The organism is Mesorhizobium sp. M0293 (assembly GCF_040321735.1).
Lineage (GTDB): Bacteria > Pseudomonadota > Alphaproteobacteria > Rhizobiales > Rhizobiaceae > Mesorhizobium.
This window is the reverse complement of record NZ_JAMYSA010000008.1, coordinates 84,630-106,381: the sequence shown is the minus strand read 5'-3', so window position 1 is coordinate 106,381 and position 21,752 is coordinate 84,630. Positions and strand designations below refer to the sequence as shown.

At 63.4% G+C, this 21,752-nt stretch carries 19 protein-coding genes; 18 read left to right on the top strand and 1 reads right to left on the bottom strand.

Annotated elements, in window-relative coordinates:
* From NKJ06_RS05695 to NKJ06_RS05675, 5 genes are all read left to right on the top strand, one after another.
* The coding region (locus NKJ06_RS05695) for a LysR substrate-binding domain-containing protein (protein WP_352809334.1) at nt 1-821 on the top strand (821 nt) is incomplete at its 5' end.
* Nucleotides 822-911: 90 nt separating this feature from the next.
* Complete coding sequence (locus tag NKJ06_RS05690; RefSeq protein ID WP_352626805.1) at nt 912-2,006, top strand: ABC transporter ATP-binding protein; 1,095 nt, start codon at nt 912-914, stop codon at nt 2,004-2,006.
* A gap of 69 nt (nt 2,007-2,075) precedes the next feature.
* On the top strand, nt 2,076-3,206 hold the full coding sequence (locus tag NKJ06_RS05685) for an ABC transporter substrate-binding protein (protein WP_352626807.1): 1,131 nt from the start codon (nt 2,076-2,078) through the stop codon (nt 3,204-3,206).
* A gap of 25 nt (nt 3,207-3,231) precedes the next feature.
* The gene (locus tag NKJ06_RS05680; protein ID WP_352626809.1) at nt 3,232-4,065 is read left to right on the top strand and encodes an ABC transporter permease; all 834 of its coding nucleotides are present in this window, start codon (nt 3,232-3,234) and stop codon (nt 4,063-4,065) included.
* Nucleotides 4,065-4,871, top strand: a complete 807-nt coding sequence (locus tag NKJ06_RS05675; RefSeq protein ID WP_352626811.1) for an ABC transporter permease — start codon at nt 4,065-4,067, stop codon at nt 4,869-4,871. Before NKJ06_RS05680 ends, NKJ06_RS05675 begins: the two co-directional genes overlap by 1 nt.
* Before the next feature lie 90 nt (nt 4,872-4,961).
* On the opposite strand, the gene NKJ06_RS05670 is transcribed toward NKJ06_RS05675, so the two are convergent.
* Entirely contained in the window at nt 4,962-6,029 is a 1,068-nt protein-coding gene (locus NKJ06_RS05670; RefSeq protein WP_352626813.1) for a glycosyltransferase family 2 protein, read from the bottom strand.
* Nucleotides 6,030-6,612: 583 nt separating this feature from the next.
* On the opposite strand from NKJ06_RS05670, the gene NKJ06_RS05665 reads away from it, so the two are divergent.
* The 13 genes from NKJ06_RS05665 to NKJ06_RS05605 all read left to right on the top strand — a co-directional run bounded on the left by NKJ06_RS05665 (nt 6,613) and on the right by NKJ06_RS05605 (nt 21,639).
* Nucleotides 6,613-7,020 carry a DUF3168 domain-containing protein gene (locus tag NKJ06_RS05665; RefSeq protein WP_352626814.1) on the top strand — a complete coding sequence of 136 codons (408 nt, stop codon included), beginning with the start codon at nt 6,613-6,615 and terminating at the stop codon, nt 7,018-7,020.
* A gap of 173 nt (nt 7,021-7,193) precedes the next feature.
* Complete coding sequence (locus NKJ06_RS05660) at nt 7,194-7,493, top strand: hypothetical protein (protein WP_352626816.1); 300 nt, start codon at nt 7,194-7,196, stop codon at nt 7,491-7,493.
* Between the two features lie 91 nt (nt 7,494-7,584).
* Entirely contained in the window at nt 7,585-8,250 is a 666-nt protein-coding gene (locus NKJ06_RS05655) for a response regulator transcription factor (RefSeq protein ID WP_023812809.1), read from the top strand.
* Complete coding sequence (locus tag NKJ06_RS05650) at nt 8,234-9,667, top strand: ATP-binding protein (protein ID WP_352626819.1); 1,434 nt, start codon at nt 8,234-8,236, stop codon at nt 9,665-9,667. The genes NKJ06_RS05655 and NKJ06_RS05650 overlap by 17 nt, the downstream gene beginning before the upstream one ends.
* Before the next feature lie 186 nt (nt 9,668-9,853).
* The gene (locus NKJ06_RS05645; protein ID WP_352626821.1) at nt 9,854-10,291 is read left to right on the top strand and encodes an RT0821/Lpp0805 family surface protein; all 438 of its coding nucleotides are present in this window, start codon (nt 9,854-9,856) and stop codon (nt 10,289-10,291) included.
* Between the two features lie 96 nt (nt 10,292-10,387).
* The gene (gene ccmI, locus NKJ06_RS05640) at nt 10,388-11,521 is read left to right on the top strand and encodes a c-type cytochrome biogenesis protein CcmI (RefSeq protein ID WP_352626823.1); all 1,134 of its coding nucleotides are present in this window, start codon (nt 10,388-10,390) and stop codon (nt 11,519-11,521) included.
* 8 nt (nt 11,522-11,529) lie between these two features.
* Nucleotides 11,530-11,973 (top strand): cytochrome c maturation protein CcmE, encoded by a 444-nt coding sequence (ccmE, locus tag NKJ06_RS05635; RefSeq protein WP_352626825.1) that lies wholly within the window; start codon nt 11,530-11,532, stop codon nt 11,971-11,973.
* Nucleotides 11,974-12,011: 38 nt separating this feature from the next.
* The gene (locus tag NKJ06_RS05630; RefSeq protein WP_352626827.1) at nt 12,012-14,003 is read left to right on the top strand and encodes a heme lyase CcmF/NrfE family subunit; all 1,992 of its coding nucleotides are present in this window, start codon (nt 12,012-12,014) and stop codon (nt 14,001-14,003) included.
* Nucleotides 14,000-14,467, top strand: coding sequence for a cytochrome c-type biogenesis protein (locus tag NKJ06_RS05625; RefSeq protein ID WP_352626829.1), 468 nt, complete (start codon nt 14,000-14,002; stop codon nt 14,465-14,467). Before NKJ06_RS05630 ends, NKJ06_RS05625 begins: the two co-directional genes overlap by 4 nt.
* A 128-nt stretch (nt 14,468-14,595) precedes the next feature.
* Nucleotides 14,596-16,146 carry a Do family serine endopeptidase gene (locus NKJ06_RS05620; RefSeq protein WP_352626831.1) on the top strand — a complete coding sequence of 517 codons (1,551 nt, stop codon included), beginning with the start codon at nt 14,596-14,598 and terminating at the stop codon, nt 16,144-16,146.
* A gap of 345 nt (nt 16,147-16,491) precedes the next feature.
* Complete coding sequence (locus tag NKJ06_RS05615; RefSeq protein WP_352626833.1) at nt 16,492-17,166, top strand: response regulator transcription factor; 675 nt, start codon at nt 16,492-16,494, stop codon at nt 17,164-17,166.
* A 7-nt stretch (nt 17,167-17,173) separates the two neighbouring features.
* Entirely contained in the window at nt 17,174-18,649 is a 1,476-nt protein-coding gene (locus NKJ06_RS05610) for a sensor histidine kinase (RefSeq protein WP_352626834.1), read from the top strand.
* Complete coding sequence (locus tag NKJ06_RS05605; protein WP_352626836.1) at nt 18,649-21,639, top strand: bifunctional [glutamine synthetase] adenylyltransferase/[glutamine synthetase]-adenylyl-L-tyrosine phosphorylase; 2,991 nt, start codon at nt 18,649-18,651, stop codon at nt 21,637-21,639. The genes NKJ06_RS05610 and NKJ06_RS05605 overlap by 1 nt, the downstream gene beginning before the upstream one ends.
* The last annotated feature ends 113 nt before the right edge of the window (nt 21,640-21,752 follow it).

Sequence of the window (21,752 nt, the reverse complement as noted above, 5' to 3'; positions counted from 1 at the left end):
GCCACCAGCTTCGGCTGCTGGAGCGCGATCTCGGCTTCGATCTGCTAGAACGAATCGGCAAGGGCGGGGCGCTTCCGCGTCTTGGCCAGCGCTACGCCAGCGACGTGCGCAAGGCGCTGACCGTGCTGGGTGACGCGGTGACGCGCCATGCCGGCACCGGCGTTGGCGGCTCGTTCAGTGTCAGCTGCACGCCGGGCTTCGCTTCGTTGTTCCTGTGCACCCATATCGGCGAATTCCGCCAGATGTACCCCGATGTCGCGCTGCGCATTCTGACGCCGCGACGGCTAGACGATGTCAGCAATGCCGAGGCCGATGCTTTCATAGCGTTTGGCGTCGGCAATTGGCCGAACCGGGCGGTCGAGCTTCTGTGCGAGATCTCCTTCACGCCGCTGTGCAGCCCGACGCTGCTCAACAAGGTTGGTGGATTTTCGAAGCCAGCCGACGTTTTGCGCGCCAATCTCCTACATCTCGGCGATACCGAGGACTGGGCGCGCTGGCTGGCCCTGTCCAAGGTGGAAAACCCGGACACAGAGGGCGGCATCTTCTTTTCCGACATGAATCTCGTCTTCTCGGCCGCGATCGCCGGCCAGGGCATGGCCATGGGCGACGAACTGACCAGCGGCAAGGCATTGGCCGAAGGCAGGCTCGTGCGTCCGTTCGACATCGCGATCAAATCGCCGCGCTCCTACTTCTTGGTCTCCGAACATGCCAAGGCGACGCATCCGGTGCTTGACGCATTTGCAGGATGGCTGCGATCGAAACTCGCGGAGAGCAATGCCAAGGGCATGGCCGACCACGGGCGTCATCGATTGGACAGATGAATGGAATTTGCCGGTCCGGCGAAAACTATTCGGTTGCGGTGAGGCCGCGCGCTGCCCTACGATTTCGACAAGCGTTAGGGAAAGGGCAGTATGCAGCAACCCGGCCGTGCCGCAGAGATCAAGGCAATCGGGATCGGCAAGAGCTTCGGCTCGTTCCGTGCGCTGGACAATCTGTCGCTCGATATCGGCCGTGGCGAGTTCCTGACCCTGCTCGGGCCGTCCGGTTCGGGTAAGACGACCTTCCTGATGATCCTCGCCGGCTTCGTGCAGCCGACCGAGGGCAAGCTGTTCAGCGACGGCGTCGACATCACCGACCGGCCGGCCGAGCAACGCGCCGCCGGCATGGTTTTCCAGGGCTACGCGCTGTTCCCGCATATGAGTGTCGAAGCCAACATCGCCTTCCCACTCAAGGTGCGCAAGAAAGCGGCGGCCGACATCAAGCGCCGTGTCGGCGAGATGATCGAACGCGTCGGCCTCAAGGGCCACGAGAAAAAACTGCCGGCGCAGCTTTCCGGCGGTCAGCAGCAGCGCGTGGCGCTGGCGCGCGCGCTGGTGTTCGAACCGGGCGTGCTGCTGCTCGATGAGCCTTTCTCGGCGCTCGACAAGGGCCTGCGCGGCCAGATGCAGGCCGAGATGAAGCGGCTGCACCAGGAGACCGGCACCACCTTCGTCTTCGTCACCCACGACCAGAGCGAGGCCTTGGCGCTGTCGTCGCGCGTCGCCATCTTCAATCACGGCAAACTGCTGCAGGTCGGCGCGCCCGACGAGGTCTACGACCGGCCGGACAACCGCTTCGTCGCCGAGTTCCTCGGCGAGATCAACATGCTGCCGCTGAAGGGCGTGCGCCCGTCCGGCAATGGCTCGACTGGCCTGTGCGAAGACCGCGCGGTCAGCATGCGCTGCAAGGCCGAGGCGGTGCGCGGCGATGCAATCCTGGCGATCCGGCCCGAATACATGTCGATATCAGGCGAGGCGGCAGCCGGCGAGAACGGCATTGCCGCGACAGCGACCAACTCCACCTATCTCGGCGCGGCAACACGGCTTGACCTGACGACGCGGCAAGGCGCCAAGGTCACGGTCTCGGTGCCCAACGAGGTGGCCGCCGCCGCCCTCAGCAAGGGCAATTCCGTCTGGCTCACCTGGCCGGCGGAAAAGGGTTTCCTCCTTCCGCATGGAGGACAATGACGAACGGTGTGGCGAGATATGCCCACCACCGCTTTCCGGTACTATCAACGACAAAAAAGGGGAACTGACATGACAAGCAATTCAAAGACTGGCGACACCAAGAAACAAGCCATCGAAAGCCTGTCCGCCAAGGCAGGCCGCGGCGAAATCTCGCGCCGGCAGTTCACGCAGCTGGCGGGACTCGTACTGGCCGGCACGCCGATGCTGCTGCGCTCGACCGGTGCTTTCGCGCAGGCCAAGGAACTGGTGCTGGTCAACTGGGGTGGTGACGCCATCACCGCTTATGACGCCGCCTACGGCCAGGCTTTCACCAAGGACACCGGCATCACCGTCAAGATGGACGGCTCGGGCCCGACAGAAGGCGCCATCGCCGCGCAGTTCAAGAGCGGCGCGCCGACCTGGGACCTCGTCGACGTCGACCCGTTCTCGGCCATTACGCTCGGCGCGCAGGGCGCTCTCGAGCCGATCGACTATGCGATCGTCGACAAGAAGAAGATGCGCGAGGGCTTTGGCTGGGAATACGCCGCCTCGACCTATTTCTTCTCCTATGTCATCGCCTATGATTCCGAAAAATACGGCAAGGACGCGCCGACCGGCATGGCCGATTTCTTCGACGTGAAGAAATTCCCCGGCAAGCGCTCGCTCTACAAATGGGGCGTGTCGAGCTGGGAGGCCGCCCTGCTGGCCGACGGCATCGCGCCGGCGTCGCTCTATCCGCTCGATCTCAAGCGCGCGCATGACAAGATCGCCGCCTTCAAGGAAAACGTCGTGGCCTATTGGGGCGGCGGCGCCGAAAGCCAGAGCGTGCTGCTCAATGGCGAGGCCTCGATGGCGATCGTCTGGTCGACGCGTGCCTCGCTGATCGAGCAGGACTCGGGCGGCAAGATCAAGTTCATCTGGGACCAGGGTCTGATCTCGCCCGGTGCGCTCGCCGTGCTCAAGGGCAATCCCGGCGGCAAGGATGCGGCGATGAAGTTCATCGCCAGCGCCCAGGACCCGGAAAAGCAGCTGGTCATGTTCGACAAGCTCGGCCAGGGTCCTGCAAACCCGGCTGCCGACGCGCTGATCCCGGCCGACAAGAAGCGCATCAACCCGGTCGATCCCGAGAACATGAAGAAGCAGATCGCGCTCGACATGGATTGGTACGCCAAGAACTATGGACCGGCGCTCGACGAATACACCAAGATCATCTCGGCCTGACCAGGGCCGGGGTAATCGGGTCGAAATGAGATCCTACCTCTCCGACAGGATGGGCGCGGCGCTGTTGATGGCGCCGCTGCTCCTGTTTCTTGTCCTGGCCTATGCCTGGCCGTTCCTCGGCGTCGTCAAATGGAGCTTTACGCTGCCGACGCCCGGGCTCGGCCAGTATAATGCACTGCTCACCGACGATCTGGTGCAGTCAGTGTTCATCCGCACGCTGCGCATCGCGGCGATCGTCACCGTGGTTTCGGTGGCCGCTGCCTACGCCATCACCGTCGTCTGGGTACGCGGAACCCCGGCACAGCGGCTGATCGCCGAGTTCTGCATTCTCGTACCCTTCTGGATTTCCGTGCTGACCCGCGCCTTCGGCTGGGTGGCGCTGCTTTCCAATCGCGGCCTGATCAACACCTGGCTGCAAGCGATCGGCTTCATCTCCGAACCGCTGGCGCTGGTGCGCAACGAATTCGGCGTCATCGTCGGCATGACGCATTTCCTCATTCCTTTCGCCGTTTTCCCGCTGGCATCGGCCATGCGCAGCCTCGACGACCGCGTGCTGCTGGCAGCGCGCGGGCTCGGCTCCAGCCGCATGCGCACCTTCTGGACGGTGTTCGTGCCGATGACGCGCTCCGGCATCATCGGAGCGGCGATGATCGTGTTCGTCTTCTCGCTCGGCTTCTTCGTCACGCCGGCGATCCTTGGCGGCGGCCGCAGCGTCATGATTGCCGAGCTGATCTATCTCAGGATCTTCCAGAGCCCGGACTGGGGCCTGGGTGCGGCCATCAGCGTGGTCCTGGTGCTGTTCGTCGGCGCGCTGATGGCGCTTTTGTTCCGTTATGTCAGACCGAAGCAGTTGATCTGATGCCGACCTATCGCCCCGGTCCCGTCTCCCTGATCATCGCCGCCTTCGTGGCTTTATTCTTGCTGATGCCGTTGCTCGCCGTCATCCCGGTGTCGCTGACGCCGAGCCGCATGCTGGCGATGCCGTCGGGCGAACTGTCGCTGCGCCACTACCGGGCGCTGGTCGAGGATCCGCGCTGGCTCCAATCGATCCTGCTCAGCATCCGCATCGGTATCGTCAGCAGCGCCTTTTCCACCGTGCTGGCACTGTGCTTCAGCCTCGGCGTGTGGATGTTCCAGCCGCGCTTCACCGCGGCGCTTGTCGGCTTCGTGCTGCTGCCCATGGTGGTGCCGCCGGTGGTCTCGGCGATCACGCTCTACTTCCTGCTCACCTCGATCTCGGGTTTCAGCTCGTTCTTCGGCTACGACACCTGGCTTGGTGTCGCCATGGCGCATTCGGTGATGACGGTGCCGTTCGCCACAGTGCTGATGCTGGTCTCGCTCAGCCAGCTAGACCGGCGCATCGACCTTGCCGCGCGCGGCCTCGGCGCCTCGGTTTGGGAACGCGCCACCCGCATCATCATGCCCAACATCAAATTCGGTATCGTCACCGCGGCACTTCTGTCCTTCGTGCTGTCCTGGGAGGAGATCGGCGTCACGCTGTTCATCACCTCGGTCAACGCCATCACCCTGCCCAGGCTGATGTGGATGGGCCTGCGTGACAACATCGATCCTGCGATTGCTGCACTCTCGGTGATCCTGATCATCATCACCGTGCTGGTGCTGGCGGTGCGAAGCTTCGTGAACCGGACGAACGCGGCGCAGTGAGAAGGCAAAGCGTGGCGTAGGCTCGCTTGAGACCTTCGGGCAAAGCGCTCCTCCCATCCTGCCTGACATCTCGCCCACAAGGGCTTCCGGCTACCCCATCGCGCGGCGGATTGTCCTGGACAGGCGGGCAAGGAATTTTGGTCGGGACGATGCGTCGAGCTTCCATGACAGCACCGCCATGGCCATTTGCCGCGGTAGCATGCCGACCGACAGGAACCAGGCGGCAAGCACGGCGCGGCGGCGCAAGGACGCCGTCATTTCGAGGCTGGCGACGGCGCCCGCCGCCGCAAGCGCCAGCCGGGAATCCTCGGCCACGGGATGCCGGTGCCTGTCCGCGCAGAGCGACGCCAGCCGTTCTTCCAGGTGGACCGGATCATGGCGAACGACGTCTGCCGGCACGACCGTCAGGCCGGCCTGCGATGCCTGGTCCGACAGCGCCGCCATGCGGTGGAAATCGTGCTCTACCCGCCAGCGTGCCCTCTCGGCGAGCTTTTCACCGAAAACCGAATGATTGGCGCCGTGGATCCGGTAGGCGCCGACACATTCATCGATGGACTGGACGTGGCCATAGAGCGGCGCCAGCGTCGCAAGATAGCCGTCGGCGCCCTGGCGGAAATCCGGTTCCGGAATCGGCATGATCGATTCCAGGGTCGTCCGGTCAAAGGCCAGCCCGCTGGTCACGGTCGTCTGGTAGCGCCCCTTGCGCAGCAGTTTCGGCATGACATCACCGCTGTCGAAGGGCAGTTCCGGCGGCGGAAAGACGTCCTTGATGCGTTGCCGGTCATCGACAATGTGCAGTCTGGATTGCACCTGGGCGGTTGCCGCGTCCCAGGTGTCGACGATCCTGGAGACGGCTTCCGGATAAAGATAATCGTCGGCGTCGAGGAAGAGGACGATTCTGCCCGAGCTTGCAGCAAAGCCGGTGTTGAAGGCGGCCGCATGCCCACCATTTTTTCGTCGCGGACAAGCGAGGATCCTGTCGCCGTAGGATTTCATGATGGTCGTGGAATTGTCCTGCGATGCATCGTCGACGACGATGACTTCGACGTCGTCGTGGTCCTGCTCCAGGGCGCTGTCGATGCTACGTTCAAGGAAACGTGCGTAATTGTAGTTCGGAATAATGATGGAAACCGGGGTTTTGTGGTGGGTAGACTGCATCGCATTCGACCTCGCATCTTGCTTTGGTTTCGGCAAACCCCGCTCGTGGGCTGCCTCCCAAGGAAAAGCCCCGCCTTTTTGTCTGGAGACTGGTCACGTCTCTCTTTCGCGACTTCATGCAAAGCCGCCATCGCCTTCGAGGATCGCAGTGGCTGACTGGGGTAAAGGGGTGTCGCCGGCCAGCTAAAGCTCCGGCGCTCCGGGCCATCGACCAGGCTCGACGGAATGGCGTCACGTTCCGTCACAGTGGGACCGCAGCGGACACCTTGAAGGCACGTCCGATACTGGCCTTCAAATGCGGCTGGAACAAGCCCGCTATCCGAAAACTGATGTCCAGAGGCGTGGGCAGATGATGTCAGGCAAAACAAACCTCACCGAGACGCGGCCAATCTTGCCTAGATCCCAACGCCGCGCCGCGCGCCCTGACGACGTTGTTGGCAAAGTCGTATCAGCATTCATCAGTCCGATGACGAATCGCCATCGCCTCTGCGCGGCGAATGACTATATCTGACAAAGTATGCAGAACACGGACAGGCTTCCGAGAGGTAATGGTAGGAAGCACAACGGTTAGGGGAAAAGGACGATGACCGCGCCCGGCGATTTGCAGCAGGCACTGTTTCTGAGGCTGAAAAGCGATGCCTCGCTGTCGAAATTGTTGGGCGGTGCCGGATTGCTCGAACGGGCAACCGACAATGCCGCTTTTCCATACGTGACCTGCGGCCAGACTTCCGCCTTTGACGGGGACACGGGCGCCGAGAACAACGATGATCAGTTGATCACGCTGCACGTCTGGTCGAAAGCCCAGGGGGAAGCCGAAACGTTTGCCATCATGGACGCCATCAAGGCGCGGCTCGCCGATGCGGTGCTGGTGATCGGCCCCCACGGCCAGACACGACTATCGCTCGAATTCACCGAGGCCCGCCATGACGAGGACCTCCTCGTGCATCACGGGCTGCTGCGTTTTCGCGCGCTGACGCAGGAAAATGCCTGACGCGCTTTCAATCTGGTCGAAACGGAGTCTAGATTGGGCTTTCGCGGGATTTGCCGGGTGGGCCGGTAAAATCCCAGGTTGACTGTCTCGCATTGCAGGGGTGTGGCGAGGATGTTTTCAGCGGCGTTCACTGTTCATTTCACGTTCAGCACCGATGCGTTACAACGCCGACCATGAAAACGCTTCGCTCCCACTTCCGAACCGCGACACTGGCGCTCTGTGCAGCCGGGCTGTTTGCGTCGCAGGCGACAGCGATGCCGGCCATCGCGCCCGATCAGGCCAGCCCGATCGTACTGGCCGCGTCCGATTGCTATGCGATCGGCCAGCAGGTGGCCGAACAGAATGGCGGAACGCTGGCCAAGGCCTCGCAATCGACACGCGGCGGCCAGCCGGTCTGCGTCATCGTCGTGCTCGTTCCGGGCAAGGATGGACAACGTCCGCGCCGTTCCGAAATCGTCGTTCCACTGAACTGACCCACTCTTCCATTTTACAGACCTCCGTTTCCCAGGCCGCCGGAATCGGCCTATATCTGACCCTAGTCCTTCAACAGGTATCGAACTCCGCATGCGCGTACTCGTCGTCGAAGATGACAAGGATCTCAATCGGCAGATATCGGATGCGCTGGTCGACGCCGGCTACGTCGTCGACCGCGCCTTCGACGGCGAGGAAGGCCATTTCCTCGGCGACACCGAGCCCTATGACGCCGTCGTGCTCGACATCGGCCTGCCGCAGATGGACGGTATCAGTGTGGTCGAGCGCTGGCGGCGGGGCGGCCGCAAGATGCCGGTGCTGATCCTGACCGCGCGCGACCGCTGGAGCGACAAGGTCTCCGGCATCGATGCCGGCGCCGACGACTATGTCACCAAGCCGTTCCATATCGAGGAGGTGCTGGCGAGGCTACGGGCTCTGATCCGGCGCGCTGCCGGCCACGCCTCGTCCGAACTGACCTGCGGACCGCTGCGCCTCGACACCAAGGCGTCGAAAGCCGATGTCGACGGCGTGCCTTTGAAACTGACATCGCACGAATTCCGCCTGCTTGCCTATCTGATGCACCATATGGGCGAGGTCGTCTCGCGCACCGAACTGGTCGAGCATCTCTACGACCAGGATTTCGACCGCGATTCCAACACTATCGAGGTGTTTGTCGGGCGGCTGCGCAAGAAGATGGGCATCGACATGATCGAAACCGTACGTGGCATGGGCTACCGCATGCGTGAGCCGGAGGCGTAACTCGGAACCGCTCAAACCAACCGCAAGGACGCCGCTTTCGCTGCGTTTGTGGCCGCGTTCGCTGACGTTCCGTGTCATCGCCTTTTCCACGGTCTGGGCGATCGTGACGCTCGTTGTCATCTTCACTCTGATCACCACGCTCTACCGCCAGGCCAGCGAGCGCGGCTTCGACAGCCTGCTTTCGGCGCATCTGTTCAACCTGATCGGCTCCATCGGTATTTCCGACAACGGTACGCTGACCGGCGCGCCCGACCTCGGCGATCTCCGGTTCTCGGAGCCGAATTCGGGCTGGTACTGGTCGGTCGAGCCCGCCTCGGAAGGCGTGCACGGCGATCTTCATTCTTCATCGATGTTGAAAAACATCCCGTCGCCGAGCGTTGCCGATGTCCCGTTCAACGCCAGCTTCCAGCGCAGCTATCCGACCGAAGGCATCGATGGCGAGCAGCTCGAAGTGTTCGAGAGCGAATTCGTTCTCGATTCCAAGAACCGCGCCGCGCGTTTCCGCGTCATGGGCAACCAGAGCGAACTCGAACAGGAAATCGCTACTTTTCAGCGCCGGTTGTTGACCTATCTCAGCCTATTCGGCGTCGGCATGATCGCCATCAACGCGATCGCCATCCTGCTCGGCCTGCAGCCGCTGCGCCGGGTCAGGAATGCGCTTGCCATGGTGCGCGAGGGTACCGCGCAAAGGCTCGACGGCCAGTTCCCTGCCGAGATCGAACCGCTTGCCAACGAAACCAATGCGTTGATCGAAAACAACAGGCGCATCGTCGAGCGGTCGCGAACCCAGGTCGGCAATCTCGCCCATTCGCTGAAGACGCCGCTCGCGGTGCTGCTCAACGAGGGCCGGGCGCTTGGCGGCGCCAAGGGACAGCTGATCGCCGAGCAGGCCGCTTCCATGCAGAAGCAGGTCGAGCACTATCTGCAGCGCGCCCGTGTCGCGGCGCAACGCGACAGCGTCGTCTACCGCACACCGGTGACGCCGCTGGTGCAGCGCATGGTGCGGGTTTTGCAGAAGCTCAATCCGCAGACAAACCTGTCGCTGTCGGTGCCGGCGACCGAAATCGTCTTTGCCGGTGAGCGCGAGGATCTTGAGGAATTGCTCGGCAATCTGCTCGAAAACGCGATGAAATGGGCTAGGAGCGCGGTTCTGGTCTCGGTCGTGCCTTTGACCGGCAAGGACGATCCGGCCGGCCTGTTTGAGATCGGCATAGAGGATGATGGCCCAGGCATTCCCGAGGACAAGGCGCGCGAGGTGCTGAAGCGCGGACGGCGTCTGGACGAGACGAAGCCGGGAACAGGTCTGGGGCTGGCCATTGTCGCCGACCTCGTCAACGAGTATGGAGGCGTCCTGGCGCTCGAACGGTCCGGCATGGGCGGATTGAAGGCGGTGGTGCGATTGCGGAGCCTTCAGTGATGTTCACCAGGGCCAATCGACATAGAGGGACGGAAGATGTTATTGGCGGCATGTCGATTGGTCCCGCAGCGACCAGCGGCCAAATTTCCGACAAATATCAATACTATGGGCACGCCGACTTCTCCGATGACGCGGCCCCCGGGCTCATCCGTAACAGGCTCCAACTCAAGAAAACCGGTTGTTGGCATGAAGATTCGCGTCGCGCTTGTTTCCGCATTGGTGGCCGTTTCCGGCTGCACCACCTTGAGTGGCAAGGGGCCAACCATAGCAGTGACACCGGCCTCGACGCCTCCTTCCAGCGGCAAGGTGACCACGACGATCATTTCGGCGATGGGCGGCGGCCTCATCGGTGGGTCGATCGGCGCCGGCCTCAGCGAGGCTGAAAAGCGCAGTGCGCTCGAGGCTGAATACAAGGCGCTTGAATATACCGCCAGTGGCCAGAAGGTGGCATGGAAGGGCGCCCAGGCTTCGCGCTATGGCGAGGTGGTTCCGGCACAGCCCTATCGCGTCGGTTCGCAGGACTGCCGCCAGTACACGCAGACGGTGTTCACCGGCGGGGCCGGGGTCACGGCACGTGGAACCGCTTGCCGCAACACCGACGGCAGCTGGACGCCGCTGACCTGACCGTCTGCCGGCGGTCGGCGCCTGGCGCCGATTCCGTCAAAGCGTCGCAGGATGCATCTGTTGGCAGGGCAGGGCTCTGCCTTTATTGGAAGAACCATGCTGTTCTGGGTCATAGCCGCAATTCTCACGCTGGGTGCGAGCCTGGCGGTGCTGCTGCCGCTGACCGCCAGCTCGAAGGGCGCGTCGTCGAGCGGCGATCACGATCTCGAAGTCTATCGCGACCAGTTGTCCGAGCTCGACCGCGACGCAGCGCGTGGCTTGATCCAGCCGGCGGAAGCGACTGAGGCCCGCGCCGAGATCGCCCGCCGCATCCTTCGCATCGATAGTTCGGCCGGCACGGCATCCGTTGGCCGAGCGGCGGTCGCGGCAAGGCTGGTGGCAACCGCGGCCGTGCTGGTGGTGCCGCTGGTCAGCTGGGGCCTTTACAGTCAGCTCGGCTCACCCGATTTGCCGTCCCAACCGCTCAGCGAGCGGTTGGCCAAGAATCCGGCCGACAGTTCGGTCGACGAACTGGTGGCGCGGGCTGAAGCCCATCTTGCCGCCAATCCTTCCGATGGCAGGGGCTGGGATGTACTCGCGCCCGTCTATCTGCGCATGCAGCGCTTTTCCGACGCGGCGGCGGCCTATCGCAACGCCATCCGCCTTGACGGCGATAGCGCCGTTCGCCAGGCTGGTCTTGGCGAGGCGATCGCCGGTGCGGCGGGCGGCATTGTCTCGGCCGATGCCCAGGATGCCTTCGAGGCGGCGTTGAAACTCGACCCGGCCAATGCGAAGGCCAGCTTCTACCTGGCCATGGCACTGGCCCAGGAGGGCCGCGCCAAGGAGGCAGCCACGGCCTGGCAGGCAATGCTGGGCAAGCTGCCGCCGGATTCGCCGTGGCGCGGTGCGGTCGAGCAGGCATTGGCCAAGTCCGGCAGCCCCGAAGTTGCCTCAGGCGGGACCACGAATGGTCCCGATTCCGGCGATATCGATGCCGCATCCTCGATGTCGCCGCAGGATCGGGAAGCCATGATCAACACGATGGTCGCTGGTCTCGACGACAAACTGCGACAAAATCCGCGTGATCCGGAAGGATGGATGCGGCTCGTTCGTTCCTATGTCGTGCTGGGAAAGGCCGATCAGGCGCGCGAGGCGCTGGGTCGCGCCATTGCCGTCTTTGGAGCCGACAGTGACGAGGCGAAAAAAATCACCGCCTTTGCCGCCTCGCTTGGCCTGACGGCGACGGAGTAGAGTAAGACATGACGCGCAAGCAGAAACGATTATCGGTGATCGCGGGCGGACTGGCTTTCCTCGGTGCCGCCACCGGGCTGACCTTCTATGCGCTTGGCCAGAAGGTGTCCTATTTCTACATGCCGGCCGACCTGACCACCGCCAGCGTTCAGCCTGGCCAGCGCATCAGGCTAGGCGGACTGGTCGAAAAAGGCACGATCCAACGCGGGCAAGGCGCAAAGGTCGGCTTTTCGGTCACCGACACGCACAAATCGGTCAAGGTCATCTATACCGGCATTCTGCCCGACCTTTTCCGCGAAGAGCAGGGCGTGATCACCGAGGGCGCTTTCGGCCCGGACGGGGTCTTCGTTGCCGACAGCGTGCTCGCCAAGCATGATGAGCGCTATATGCCCAAGGAAGTGGCCGATGGCCTGAAGGCCAAGGGCGTCTGGCAGGAGAGCAAGAGTGAGTAACTCTGGCGGAAGAGCAGGAGTAAACTACGAGCGCAACCATGGTTGAAACCGGTCATTTTGCCTTGGTTCTGGCGTTTGCGCTGTCGCTGGTACAGACGATCGTGCCGCTGTTTGGTGCGCGCCTGAACAACCAGCGCCTGATGGCTGTCGGTGGTCCCGTCGCCGTAACCGGCTTTGCCCTGACGGCGCTGTCTTTCGCAGCACTTGCGAGTGCCTATGCCAGTTCCGATTTCTCGGTGGCGAGTGTTTGGGAAAACTCGCATTCGCTGCAGCCGCTGATCTACAAGATCACCGGAACCTGGGGCAATCACGAAGGCTCGATGCTGCTCTGGGTGCTGATCCTGACCTTCTTCGGTGCCCTCGTCGCCGCTTTCGGCTCCAACCTGCCGGCAACGCTGCGCGCCAATGTGCTTGCCGTGCAAGGCGCTATCGGCGCCGCCTTCTTCCTGTTCATCCTGGCGACATCCAATCCGTTCGTCCGGCTCAATCCGGCGCCGATCGAAGGCCGCGATCTCAACCCGATCCTGCAGGACCTCGGCCTCGCCATTCATCCGCCGTTTCTCTATCTCGGCTATGTCGGCTTCTCGATCTGTTTTTCCTTCTCGGTCGCCGCCCTCATCGAGGGACGCATCGACGCGTCCTGGGCTCGCTGGGTGCGGCCGTGGACGCTGGTCGCCTGGATGTTCCTGACCGGCGGCATCGCCATGGGATCATACTGGGCCTATTACGAACTCGGCTGGGGCGGGTTCTGGTTCTGGGATCCGGTCGAAAACGCCTCCTTCATGCCGTGGCTGGCGGGCACCGCACTGCTCCATTCGGCCATCGTCATGGAAAAGCGCTCGGCGCTGAAGATCTGGACGCTGCTGCTCGCCATCCTGACCTTTTCGCTGTCGCTGCTCGGCACCTTCCTCGTGCGTTCGGGCGTGTTGACCTCGGTCCACGCCTTCGCCACCGATCCGACACGCGGCGTCTTCATCCTGTGCATCCTGACGCTGTTCATCGGTGGCTCGCTGGCGCTGTTTGCGCTGCGCGCCTCCCGGCTGACGGCCGGCGGCCTGTTCCATCCGATTTCGCGCGAAGGGGCGCTTGTCCTCAACAATCTGTTCCTGACCACGGCGACCGCGACCGTGCTCGTCGGCACGCTCTATCCGCTCGCTGTCGAGGCCTTTTCAGCGGACAAGATCTCGGTCGGCGCGCCGTTCTTCAATCTCACCTTCGGACCGTTGATGGTGCCGCTGTTGCTGGTGGTTCCGTTCGGGCCGCTGCTGGCCTGGAAGCGCGGCGATGTCTTCGCCGTCGCGCAGCGCCTGATGGTGGCGTTTGCCGCAGCCCTTCTGGCAACGCTTGTCACAGCTTTGTTCATCGACGGTGCCTCGGTGTTTGCAGCCCTGGGCGTTGGCCTTGCCGTCTGGCTGATCCTTGGCGCGCTCACCGATCTTGCCGTCAAATCCGGCTTTGGCAATGTTGCCGCGGGGATCATGGTCAGGCGCTTGCTCGGCTTGCCGCGCTCGGTCTTCGGCACCGCCTTCGCTCATCTTGGTCTTGGCCTGACCACGCTCGGCATCGTCGGCACGCTTTGCTTCGGGACCGAAAAGATCCTATCGATGCATGCCGGCGAGACCGTCGAACTCTCCGGCCATAAGGTGCGTTTCGTCGGGCTTTATCCAGCCCAGGGGCCGAACTACAGCGAGGATCGCGGCCGCTTCGAACTGATCGGCGTCAGCGGCAGTCCTGTCGGCGAAATCAGCTCCGCCAAGCGGTTTTATCCGGTGCGGCAGATGACGACGACGGAATCCGGCATCAGGACGATCGGCCTCTCCCAGCTCTATATCTCGCTCGGCGACGAGGGCAATGACGGTTCCGTCGTGGTGCGTCTGTGGTGGAAGCCGCTGGTGACGTTGATCTGGGGCGGCGGCCTGGTGATGATGGCGGGCGCGGCGATGTCGCTGATGGACAGGCGCCTGCGCGTCGGTGCGCCGTCGCGGCGGCGCAAGCAGGCGAGCGCGGTGCCGTCCGCGGGCCTGCCATGAGTGCACGGCTTTCGCTGACCTCCATTGTCCTGTTGCTGGCGCTGTTTTTTGCCGGCGCGGCAATGGCGGTGAAGCCTGACGAGATGCTGCCCAATCCGGCGCTCGAGGCACGAGCGCGGGCGCTGTCGGAGGGTCTGCGCTGCATGGTCTGCCAGAACCAGTCGATCGACGAATCCGACGCCGACCTTGCCCGTGACCTGCGCATCCTCGTGCGCCAGCGCCTCGTCGCCGGCGATACCGACCAGCAGGTGATGGATTACGTCGTCTCCCGCTATGGCGAGTTCGTGCTGCTGAAGCCGCGTTTCGATCTGCGCAATGCGTTGCTGTGGGGCACGCCTGTCCTGCTGTTGCTGGTAGGAGGCGTCTTCATTGTGCTGATCACGCGATCGCGCCGCACGCTGGCGACAAAATCCCTGTCCGCCGAAGAGCAGGCATCGTTGGACGCCATATTGCGCCGCGACTGACGCTGCGGTCGCTGCCAAACATTACCAAAGTTTCATGTGTCGGAAATGGCGCTGTAATGTGCGCCTGTCTAATTCTCTCTTCCCGAGGATGCCGATCACGCAGCGTCCATTTGAAAGAGGATACGAGAATGAATATTGCCCCCAATTCATATTCCGTCACCCGTAAGCGTCTGCTGGCTGCCGTCGCTTCTATCGCCGTGGTCGGTGCGATTGGCGTCGGCGCGCTGACCAGCGGAACCAGCCCTGTTCTGGCCGACGCCGTGCGCGTCGAGGCGCCGCAGGTGCCAGGCTTCGCCGATGTCGTCGAGCGCGTTTCTCCCGCCGTCGTCAGCGTCAAGGTCAAAGCAAAGATCAGCCCGGCGGCCGATGACGGCTCTGACCAGTCCGACGATCCGGATGGCATGAACAACATGCCCGACAACCCGCAGCTGCGCCGCTTCTTCAAGGAATTCCGCGGCTTTGGCGATCAGGATGGCCAAGGCGGCAACAGGCGCTTCAGCCACCGTGATCACAACAACGACCAGCCGCGGCCGGTTGCGCAGGGGTCCGGCTTCTTCATCTCCGATGACGGCTATCTCGTCACCAACAACCACGTCGTTTCGGAAGGCTCGGCCTTCACCGTGGTGATGAATGACGGCAAGGAACTCGACGCCAAGCTGATCGGCACCGATCCGCGCACCGATCTTGCCGTGCTCAAGGTCGACGGTGTCGGCAAGTTCACCTATGTCGACTTCGCCGACGATTCCAAGGTTCGTGTCGGCGACTGGGTGGTGGCCGTCGGCAATCCGTTCGGCCTCGGCGGCACAGTCACCGCCGGCATCGTCTCGGCCCGCGGCCGCGACATCGGCGCCGGCCCCTATGACGACTTCATCCAGATCGACGCCTCGGTCAACCGCGGCAATTCGGGTGGCCCGACCTTCAACCTCAACGGTCAGGTCGTCGGCATCAACACCGCGATCTTCTCGCCGTCCGGCGGCAGCGTCGGCATCGCCTTCGACATTCCCGCCTCGACCGCCAAGCAGGTCGTTCAGGACCTTATGAAGAGCGGTTCCGTACAGCGTGGTTGGCTCGGTGTCGAAATCCAACCGGTCACTCCCGACATCGCCGAATCGCTCGGCCTGAAGTCCAACAACGGCGCGCTGGTTTCCAGCGCCCAGGACAACGGTCCCGGCAAGAAGGCCGGGATCACGGCCGGTGACGTAATCACCCAGGTCGACGGCAAGGACGTTGCTTCGCCGAAGGAACTGGCGCGTCTGATCGGTGCCTTTTCGCCGGGCAAATCGGTCGACGTCACGGTGTGGCGCGACGGCAAGAGCCAGGCAGTCAAGGTCGATCTCGGCACGCTGCCCACCAGCGACAAGCAGGCATCTGCCGACCAGCCGCAGCCGCCTGCTCCGGCCAGGCCCGACACTCTGGCCGATCTCGGCCTGACCGTCACCAAGTCCGAAAACGGCAAGGGACTGGTGGTCACCGACGTCGATCCCGACAGCGATGCCGCAGATCGCGGCATCCAGCCGGGCGACGTCATCACATCAGTCAATTCGACCGAAGTGAACGGCACCGACGACGTCACCAAGGCGATGACCGACGCGGTCAAATCCGGCCGCAAGGCAGTGCTGATGCAGATTACCCGCGACGACACCAATCGTTTCGTCGCGCTGCCCGTCGCCAAGGGCTGAAGCTGCTCGACTTTTCCAGTGCGGCCGTTTCAAACACCCCCGAGCCGCCGCACGGGAAAGCATGGAGGAGCGTGCGTTAGTCAGTCATCGTGCTCTCCCCCGGCGGCAGCGGGCCTCCCATCGCCCGCTGCCGCACTATCCCTGGATTTCGTCGGAAAGCTCCGGCATTTCGTCAGAAAGCCTGGAGTGTCGTCTGAAAGCTTTCAGCGGTCTTCGCGCAACGACATCGGAGACAAGGACTTTATCGCGCACGGCTTCGGATCTTGATCGCGATGCGCTTTGGCAAAGGCCACAATGCAGATGTCTGCCACTCAACGTTCCGGCGAAATCGCGTATAACAGTCCTATGAAGATTCTCGTCATAGAAGACGATCGCGAGGCCGCGGATTACTTGCAGAAAGCCTTTACCGAGGCCGGTCACACCGCGCATGTCGCCGGTGATGGCGAAACCGGCTTCGCGCTCGCCGACGCCGGCGACTACGACGTGATGGTCATCGACAGGATGATGCCGCGCCGCGACGGCCTATCGGTTATTGCCGGTCTCAGGTCCAGGGGCAACACGACGCCGGTGCTGATCCTGTCGGCGCTCGGCGAGGTTGATGACCGGGTCACCGGCCTGCGCGCCGGCGGCGACGATTACCTGACCAAGCCCTATGCTTTTTCCGAGCTTCTGGCCCGCGTCGAGGTGCTGAACCGCCGCGCCAGCGCCAAGGAAGCCGAAACCGTCTACCGCGTCGGCGATCTCGAACTCGACAGGCTGTCGCATTCGGTCCGCCGCGCGGCGCGCGAGATCACATTGCAGCCGCGTGAATTCCGCTTGCTCGAATATTTGATGCGGCATGCCGGGCAGGTGGTGACGCGCACCATGCTGCTCGAAAATGTCTGGGACTACCATTTCGATCCGCAGACCAATGTCATCGACGTCCATGTCTCGCGGCTGCGCGGCAAGATCGAGAAGGGCTTCGACAAGCCCATCCTGCATACGGTTCGCGGCGCCGGCTATATGCTGAAGAGCAGCTAGCGGCAGCATGGCTCTTTCCGTGCCAGCCATCATGAAGACGACGGCAGCGCGGCTTTCGGCGCTCTACCTCTTGCTCTTCGCGCTCTGCGCGGTGGCGCTCGTCTTCTACATGACCTCCCTTTCGGCGCGCATGCTGACGGCGCAGACCCAGGACACCATCAATGACGAGGTGCTCGGTCTGGCTCGCGCCTATCAACGTGGCGGCCTGCCGGTGTTGGTCCGTGTGGTCGAGGCGCGCTCGCGCCAGCCCGGCGCAAACCTCTATCTGATCGCCGACGCCAACGGCCAGATTCTGACCGGCAATGTGCAGAGCCTTGAACCGGGCGTTCTCGAAACCGAAGGTTGGACCAGCAGTCCGTTCTCCTACCAGCGCTTTGGCGAAGGAGAGCTCGAACGTCTGCGCAATCTGCCCGCCGAGCAGGGTACCAACCAAACCGAGCAGAACGACGCGCAGGCGCAGGGCGAAACGGGCCACAACGCCATTGCGCTGGTGCTGCGGCTGCCGAACCAGATGATCATGCTGGTTGGTCGCGACCTTGGCGAGCCGGAGCGATTTCGCGCCGTCATTCGCCGCGCGCTGATGCTGGCGCTCGGCATGATGGGGCTTGGCGGGCTGCTGATCTGGTTCTTCGTCGGCCGCGCGGCGCTGAAGCGCATCGACAGTGTGTCGGAGGCCAGCCGCCGCATCATGGGTGGCGACCTGTCCGGCCGGCTCCCGGTGACCGGGACCGGCGACGAGTTCGACCGGCTTTCCGAAAACCTCAATGTGATGCTGGCCAGGATCGCCACGCTCAACGAAGGCTTGAAGCAGGTTTCCGACAACATCGCGCATGATCTGAAGACGCCGCTGACGCGGCTGCGCAACCGGGCAGAAGCGGCGCTTTCGGGCAAGCACAAGACTGCCGACTACCGCCAGGCGCTGGAAGGCACCATTGCCGAATCCGACCAGCTGATAAAAACCTTCAATGCCATCCTGATGATCTCTAGGCTGGAGGCAGGCTACTCCTCGGAAAACACCAACCGAGTCGATCTGGCGGAAGCCGTGCGCGATGTCGTCGAACTCTATGAGCCGGTGGCGGAGGAGGCAGGCGTGTCGCTGGAGGCCGACGTGCGGGAGGCGACCTTCGTCAACGGCAACCGCGAACTGATCGGCCAGGCGTTGTCGAACATCGTCGACAACGCCATCAAATATTCGACCGACGCCGCCGCTCAGCCGGCCGTGCGTGTAGCCCTTGAGCGAACCGGCACGGATGTTCGGCTGTCGGTCGTCGACAATGGCCACGGCATCCCCGACGACAGCGACCGCGCCCGCGCGACGGAACGTTTCGTGCGGCTGGAAAAGAGCCGTTCGCAGCCGGGTTCCGGCCTCGGCCTCAGCCTCGCCAAGGCCGTCATGACATTCCACAATGGCCGGCTTGATCTCTTGCCTGGCAATCCCGGACTATCCGTGATCATGAGTTTCCCGGCACGGGAGGATCACTGATGAGCACGGCTGCGAGGGCGACGGATTGGCTGTTGAAGCCGGCGACCAGCCTGGCTCCGCTGGACGAGGACCGTTCGCGGCAGGAACTGGCCGAGATCGCTTCCGCCGCCCGCGAAGAAGGGCTGACGCGGCTGGCCAAGTTCTTGGCCGGCAAAGGGGAGGGCCAGGATTTCCTCGCAGCTGTCTTCGATCTGTCGCCCTTCCTGCGCGACACGGCGCGTCGCCGGCCGCAGATCCTCGACGGGCTATTCGAGCAGGCGGTCGAGGATCGGCTGAAGGCGATCGGTGCTGCCATCGACCAGGCGCATTTGGCCGAGTCGGTCTCGGAATCCGGCCTGATGATGGAACTGCGTCAATGGAAGGCCGAGGCGCATTTCTTGATCGCGCTGGCCGATCTTGCCGGTGAAGCCGAAACGGCGCTGACGGTGCAGCGGCTGAGCGACCTTGCCGATGCTTGCACCCGTGCGGCCGTCGACTTCCTGCTGCGCGACGCGCATGGCCAGGGCAAGCTCAAACTGCCGGATCTCGACAGCCCATCGAAGAAATCGGGCTGGATCCTGCTCGGCATGGGCAAGCTTGGTGCGCACGAGCTGAATTTCTCCTCCGACATCGATCTCGTGGTTTTCTTCGATCCGGAAGCGCCAGCCGTGATCGATCCGCTCGACGCCACCGAATTGTTTTCCCGCCTGACGCGCCGCCTGGTGCGTATCCTGCAGGATCGCACCGAGCACGGATATGTTTTCCGCACCGACCTGAGGCTGCGCCCCGATCCGGGTTCAACCCCGCTGGCGATCCCAGTCGAGGCCGCGCTACGCTACTACGAGGCGCGTGGCCAGAACTGGGAGCGCGCCGCCATGATCAAGGCACGCCCGGTGGCCGGCGACCTGGCCGCTGGTGCGGCCTTCCTCAAGGAGCTGCAGCCCTATATCTGGCGCAAATACATGGACTATGCAGCGATCGCCGACGTCCATTCGATCAAGCGCCAGATCCACGCCCACAAGGGCCATGGCGAGATCGCCGTGAAGGGCCACAACGTCAAGCTCGGGCGCGGCGGCATCCGCGAGATCGAGTTCTTCGTTCAGACCCAGCAGCTCATCGCCGGAGGACGCTTCCCGGAATTGCGTGGCCGTGAGACCGTGCCGATGCTCGGCCAGCTTGCGGCACGCGGCTGGATCACCGCCGATGCGCGCGACGCGCTGGCTCGTCAATACTGGTTCCTGCGCCGCGTCGAACATGCCGTGCAGATGGTTGCCGACGAGCAGACCCACACGCTGCCGGAAGACGATGAGGGGCTGGAGCGCATCGCGCGCATGCTAAGCTTTGCCGATGCTTCTGCCTTTGCCATGGCGTTCCGCACCTCGCTGCAACAGGTCGAACGCCACTACGCAGCACTTTTCGAAACCGCGCCGGAGCTTTCGACCGGCATCGGCAATCTGGTCTTCACCGGCGATGTCGACGATCCCGATACGTTACAGACCTTGCATGGCCTCGGCTTTCACAGGCCGAGCGACATCTGCCGCGTCATTCGCGGCTGGCATTTCGGCCGCTATCGCGTCACCCAGTCGGCGGAGGCCCGCGAGCGGCTGACGGAACTGACGCCGGCGCTGCTGCGCTCCTTCGGCCAGACGCGCCGGGCGGACGAAGCCCTGATGCGCTTCGACGAGTTTCTCGCCGGCCTGCCCGCCGGCATCCAACTGTTTTCCTTGCTGCAGTCCAATCCGGCCCTGCTGAAGCTTCTGGCGACGATCATGGGTGCGGCACCCCGGCTGGCGGCGATCATCACACGCCGCCCGCATGTCTTCGACGGCTTGCTGGACCCGGCCTTGCTGACCGAATTGCCGGACCGCGCCTATCTGTCGGCGCGGCTTTCAGCCTTTGTCGACGGCGATCGGCTCTATGAGGACGTGCTCGACCGACTGCGCATTTTTGCCTCCGAGCAGAAATTCCTGATCGGCGTGCGGCTGCTGGCCGGCTCGATCGATCCGGCGCGGGCCGGCCGCGCCTTTTCCGATCTGGCGGATCTCACCATCGAGGCGGCGTTGCAGGCGGTGACGGCCGAATTCGCGGCCCGTCACGGCACGATTGCCGGCGGCGTGGTTTCGCTGCTCGGCATGGGCAAGCTCGGCAGCCGCGAGCTGACCGCCGGATCGGATGTCGACCTGATCCTGCTCTACGATCACGCGCCGGATGCGGAAGAGTCCGATGGCGACAAGCCGCTGGCGCCTTCGCATTACTACACCCGCATGACGCAGCGGCTGATCGCGGCCGTGTCCGCGCCGACGGCGGAGGGGGTGCTCTACGAACTCGACCTGCGCTTGCGGCCATCCGGCAACAAGGGGCCGGTGGCCACCCATATCGATGCCTTCAAGAAATACCAGCGCCAGGAAGCCTGGACGTGGGAGCACATGGCGCTGTCGCGGGCGCGCGCCATAGCCGGCGACGCCAACCTGTGCAGCGAGGTCGAGGCGGAAGTGGCGGCGGTGCTCGGCCAGCCGCGCGACGCGGCAAAGGTGATGGCCGAGGCCTCGGACATGCGCGCCATGATCGAAAAGGAAAAGCCGTCGCGCGATCTCTGGGATATCAAGCTGATCCCCGGCGGCCTGATCGATCTCGAATTCATCGCTCAGGTGGCTGTCATCACCGGGCAGGTCGAGGCCGGGCCGCGTGCCCTGGCCGTGCCACGTGCCCCGGCCGTGCCAATTGCTCGTGCCACCGGTACGGCCGAGATCCTGTCGCGCCTGGCGCCGGGCTTTGCCGATGCAGGGATAAGGCAGGACCTTTGCGATGCTTATGCGCTTTATCTGGCACTGACCCAGATGACGCGGCTGTGCCTCACCGGAGCCTTTGAGCGCGACGACGTTCCGCCGGGGCTTTCGGATCTGCTTCTGGCGGTGACCGACCTGCCGGATTTCGGTGTGCTGGAAGCGCACCTCAAAGAGACGTCGCAAAAGGTCAGGAAAGACTTCGACCTTCTGCTTCGTACGGGATGACCGCGACGAGCGGCTATCTCGGCTAGAGCATCGGACCCAAAAGTGGAAACCGGTTTTCGGAAAATCCGATGTTCAAACAAAGAGACAGAGCGGCAACAGGATCGAAGATCCGC

Excerpts from the sequence above, each read along its gene's own strand:
- NKJ06_RS05690 (WP_352626805.1), top strand. The coding sequence starts at position 912 with ATGCAGCAACCCGGCCGTGCCGCAGAGATCAAGGCAATCGGGATCGGC.
- NKJ06_RS05685 (WP_352626807.1), top strand. The coding sequence starts at position 2,076 with ATGACAAGCAATTCAAAGACTGGCGACACCAAGAAACAAGCCATCGAA.
- NKJ06_RS05680 (WP_352626809.1), top strand. The coding sequence starts at position 3,232 with ATGAGATCCTACCTCTCCGACAGGATGGGCGCGGCGCTGTTGATGGCG.
- NKJ06_RS05675 (WP_352626811.1), top strand. The coding sequence starts at position 4,065 with ATGCCGACCTATCGCCCCGGTCCCGTCTCCCTGATCATCGCCGCCTTC.
- NKJ06_RS05670 (WP_352626813.1), bottom strand. The coding sequence starts at position 6,029 with ATGCAGTCTACCCACCACAAAACCCCGGTTTCCATCATTATTCCGAAC.
- NKJ06_RS05665 (WP_352626814.1), top strand. The coding sequence starts at position 6,613 with ATGACCGCGCCCGGCGATTTGCAGCAGGCACTGTTTCTGAGGCTGAAA.
- NKJ06_RS05660 (WP_352626816.1), top strand. The coding sequence starts at position 7,194 with ATGAAAACGCTTCGCTCCCACTTCCGAACCGCGACACTGGCGCTCTGT.
- NKJ06_RS05655 (WP_023812809.1), top strand. The coding sequence starts at position 7,585 with ATGCGCGTACTCGTCGTCGAAGATGACAAGGATCTCAATCGGCAGATA.
- NKJ06_RS05645 (WP_352626821.1), top strand. The coding sequence starts at position 9,854 with ATGAAGATTCGCGTCGCGCTTGTTTCCGCATTGGTGGCCGTTTCCGGC.
- ccmI (WP_352626823.1), top strand. The coding sequence starts at position 10,388 with ATGCTGTTCTGGGTCATAGCCGCAATTCTCACGCTGGGTGCGAGCCTG.
- ccmE (WP_352626825.1), top strand. The coding sequence starts at position 11,530 with ATGACGCGCAAGCAGAAACGATTATCGGTGATCGCGGGCGGACTGGCT.
- NKJ06_RS05630 (WP_352626827.1), top strand. The coding sequence starts at position 12,012 with ATGGTTGAAACCGGTCATTTTGCCTTGGTTCTGGCGTTTGCGCTGTCG.
- NKJ06_RS05625 (WP_352626829.1), top strand. The coding sequence starts at position 14,000 with ATGAGTGCACGGCTTTCGCTGACCTCCATTGTCCTGTTGCTGGCGCTG.
- NKJ06_RS05620 (WP_352626831.1), top strand. The coding sequence starts at position 14,596 with ATGAATATTGCCCCCAATTCATATTCCGTCACCCGTAAGCGTCTGCTG.
- NKJ06_RS05615 (WP_352626833.1), top strand. The coding sequence starts at position 16,492 with ATGAAGATTCTCGTCATAGAAGACGATCGCGAGGCCGCGGATTACTTG.
- NKJ06_RS05610 (WP_352626834.1), top strand. The coding sequence starts at position 17,174 with ATGGCTCTTTCCGTGCCAGCCATCATGAAGACGACGGCAGCGCGGCTT.
- NKJ06_RS05605 (WP_352626836.1), top strand. The coding sequence starts at position 18,649 with ATGAGCACGGCTGCGAGGGCGACGGATTGGCTGTTGAAGCCGGCGACC.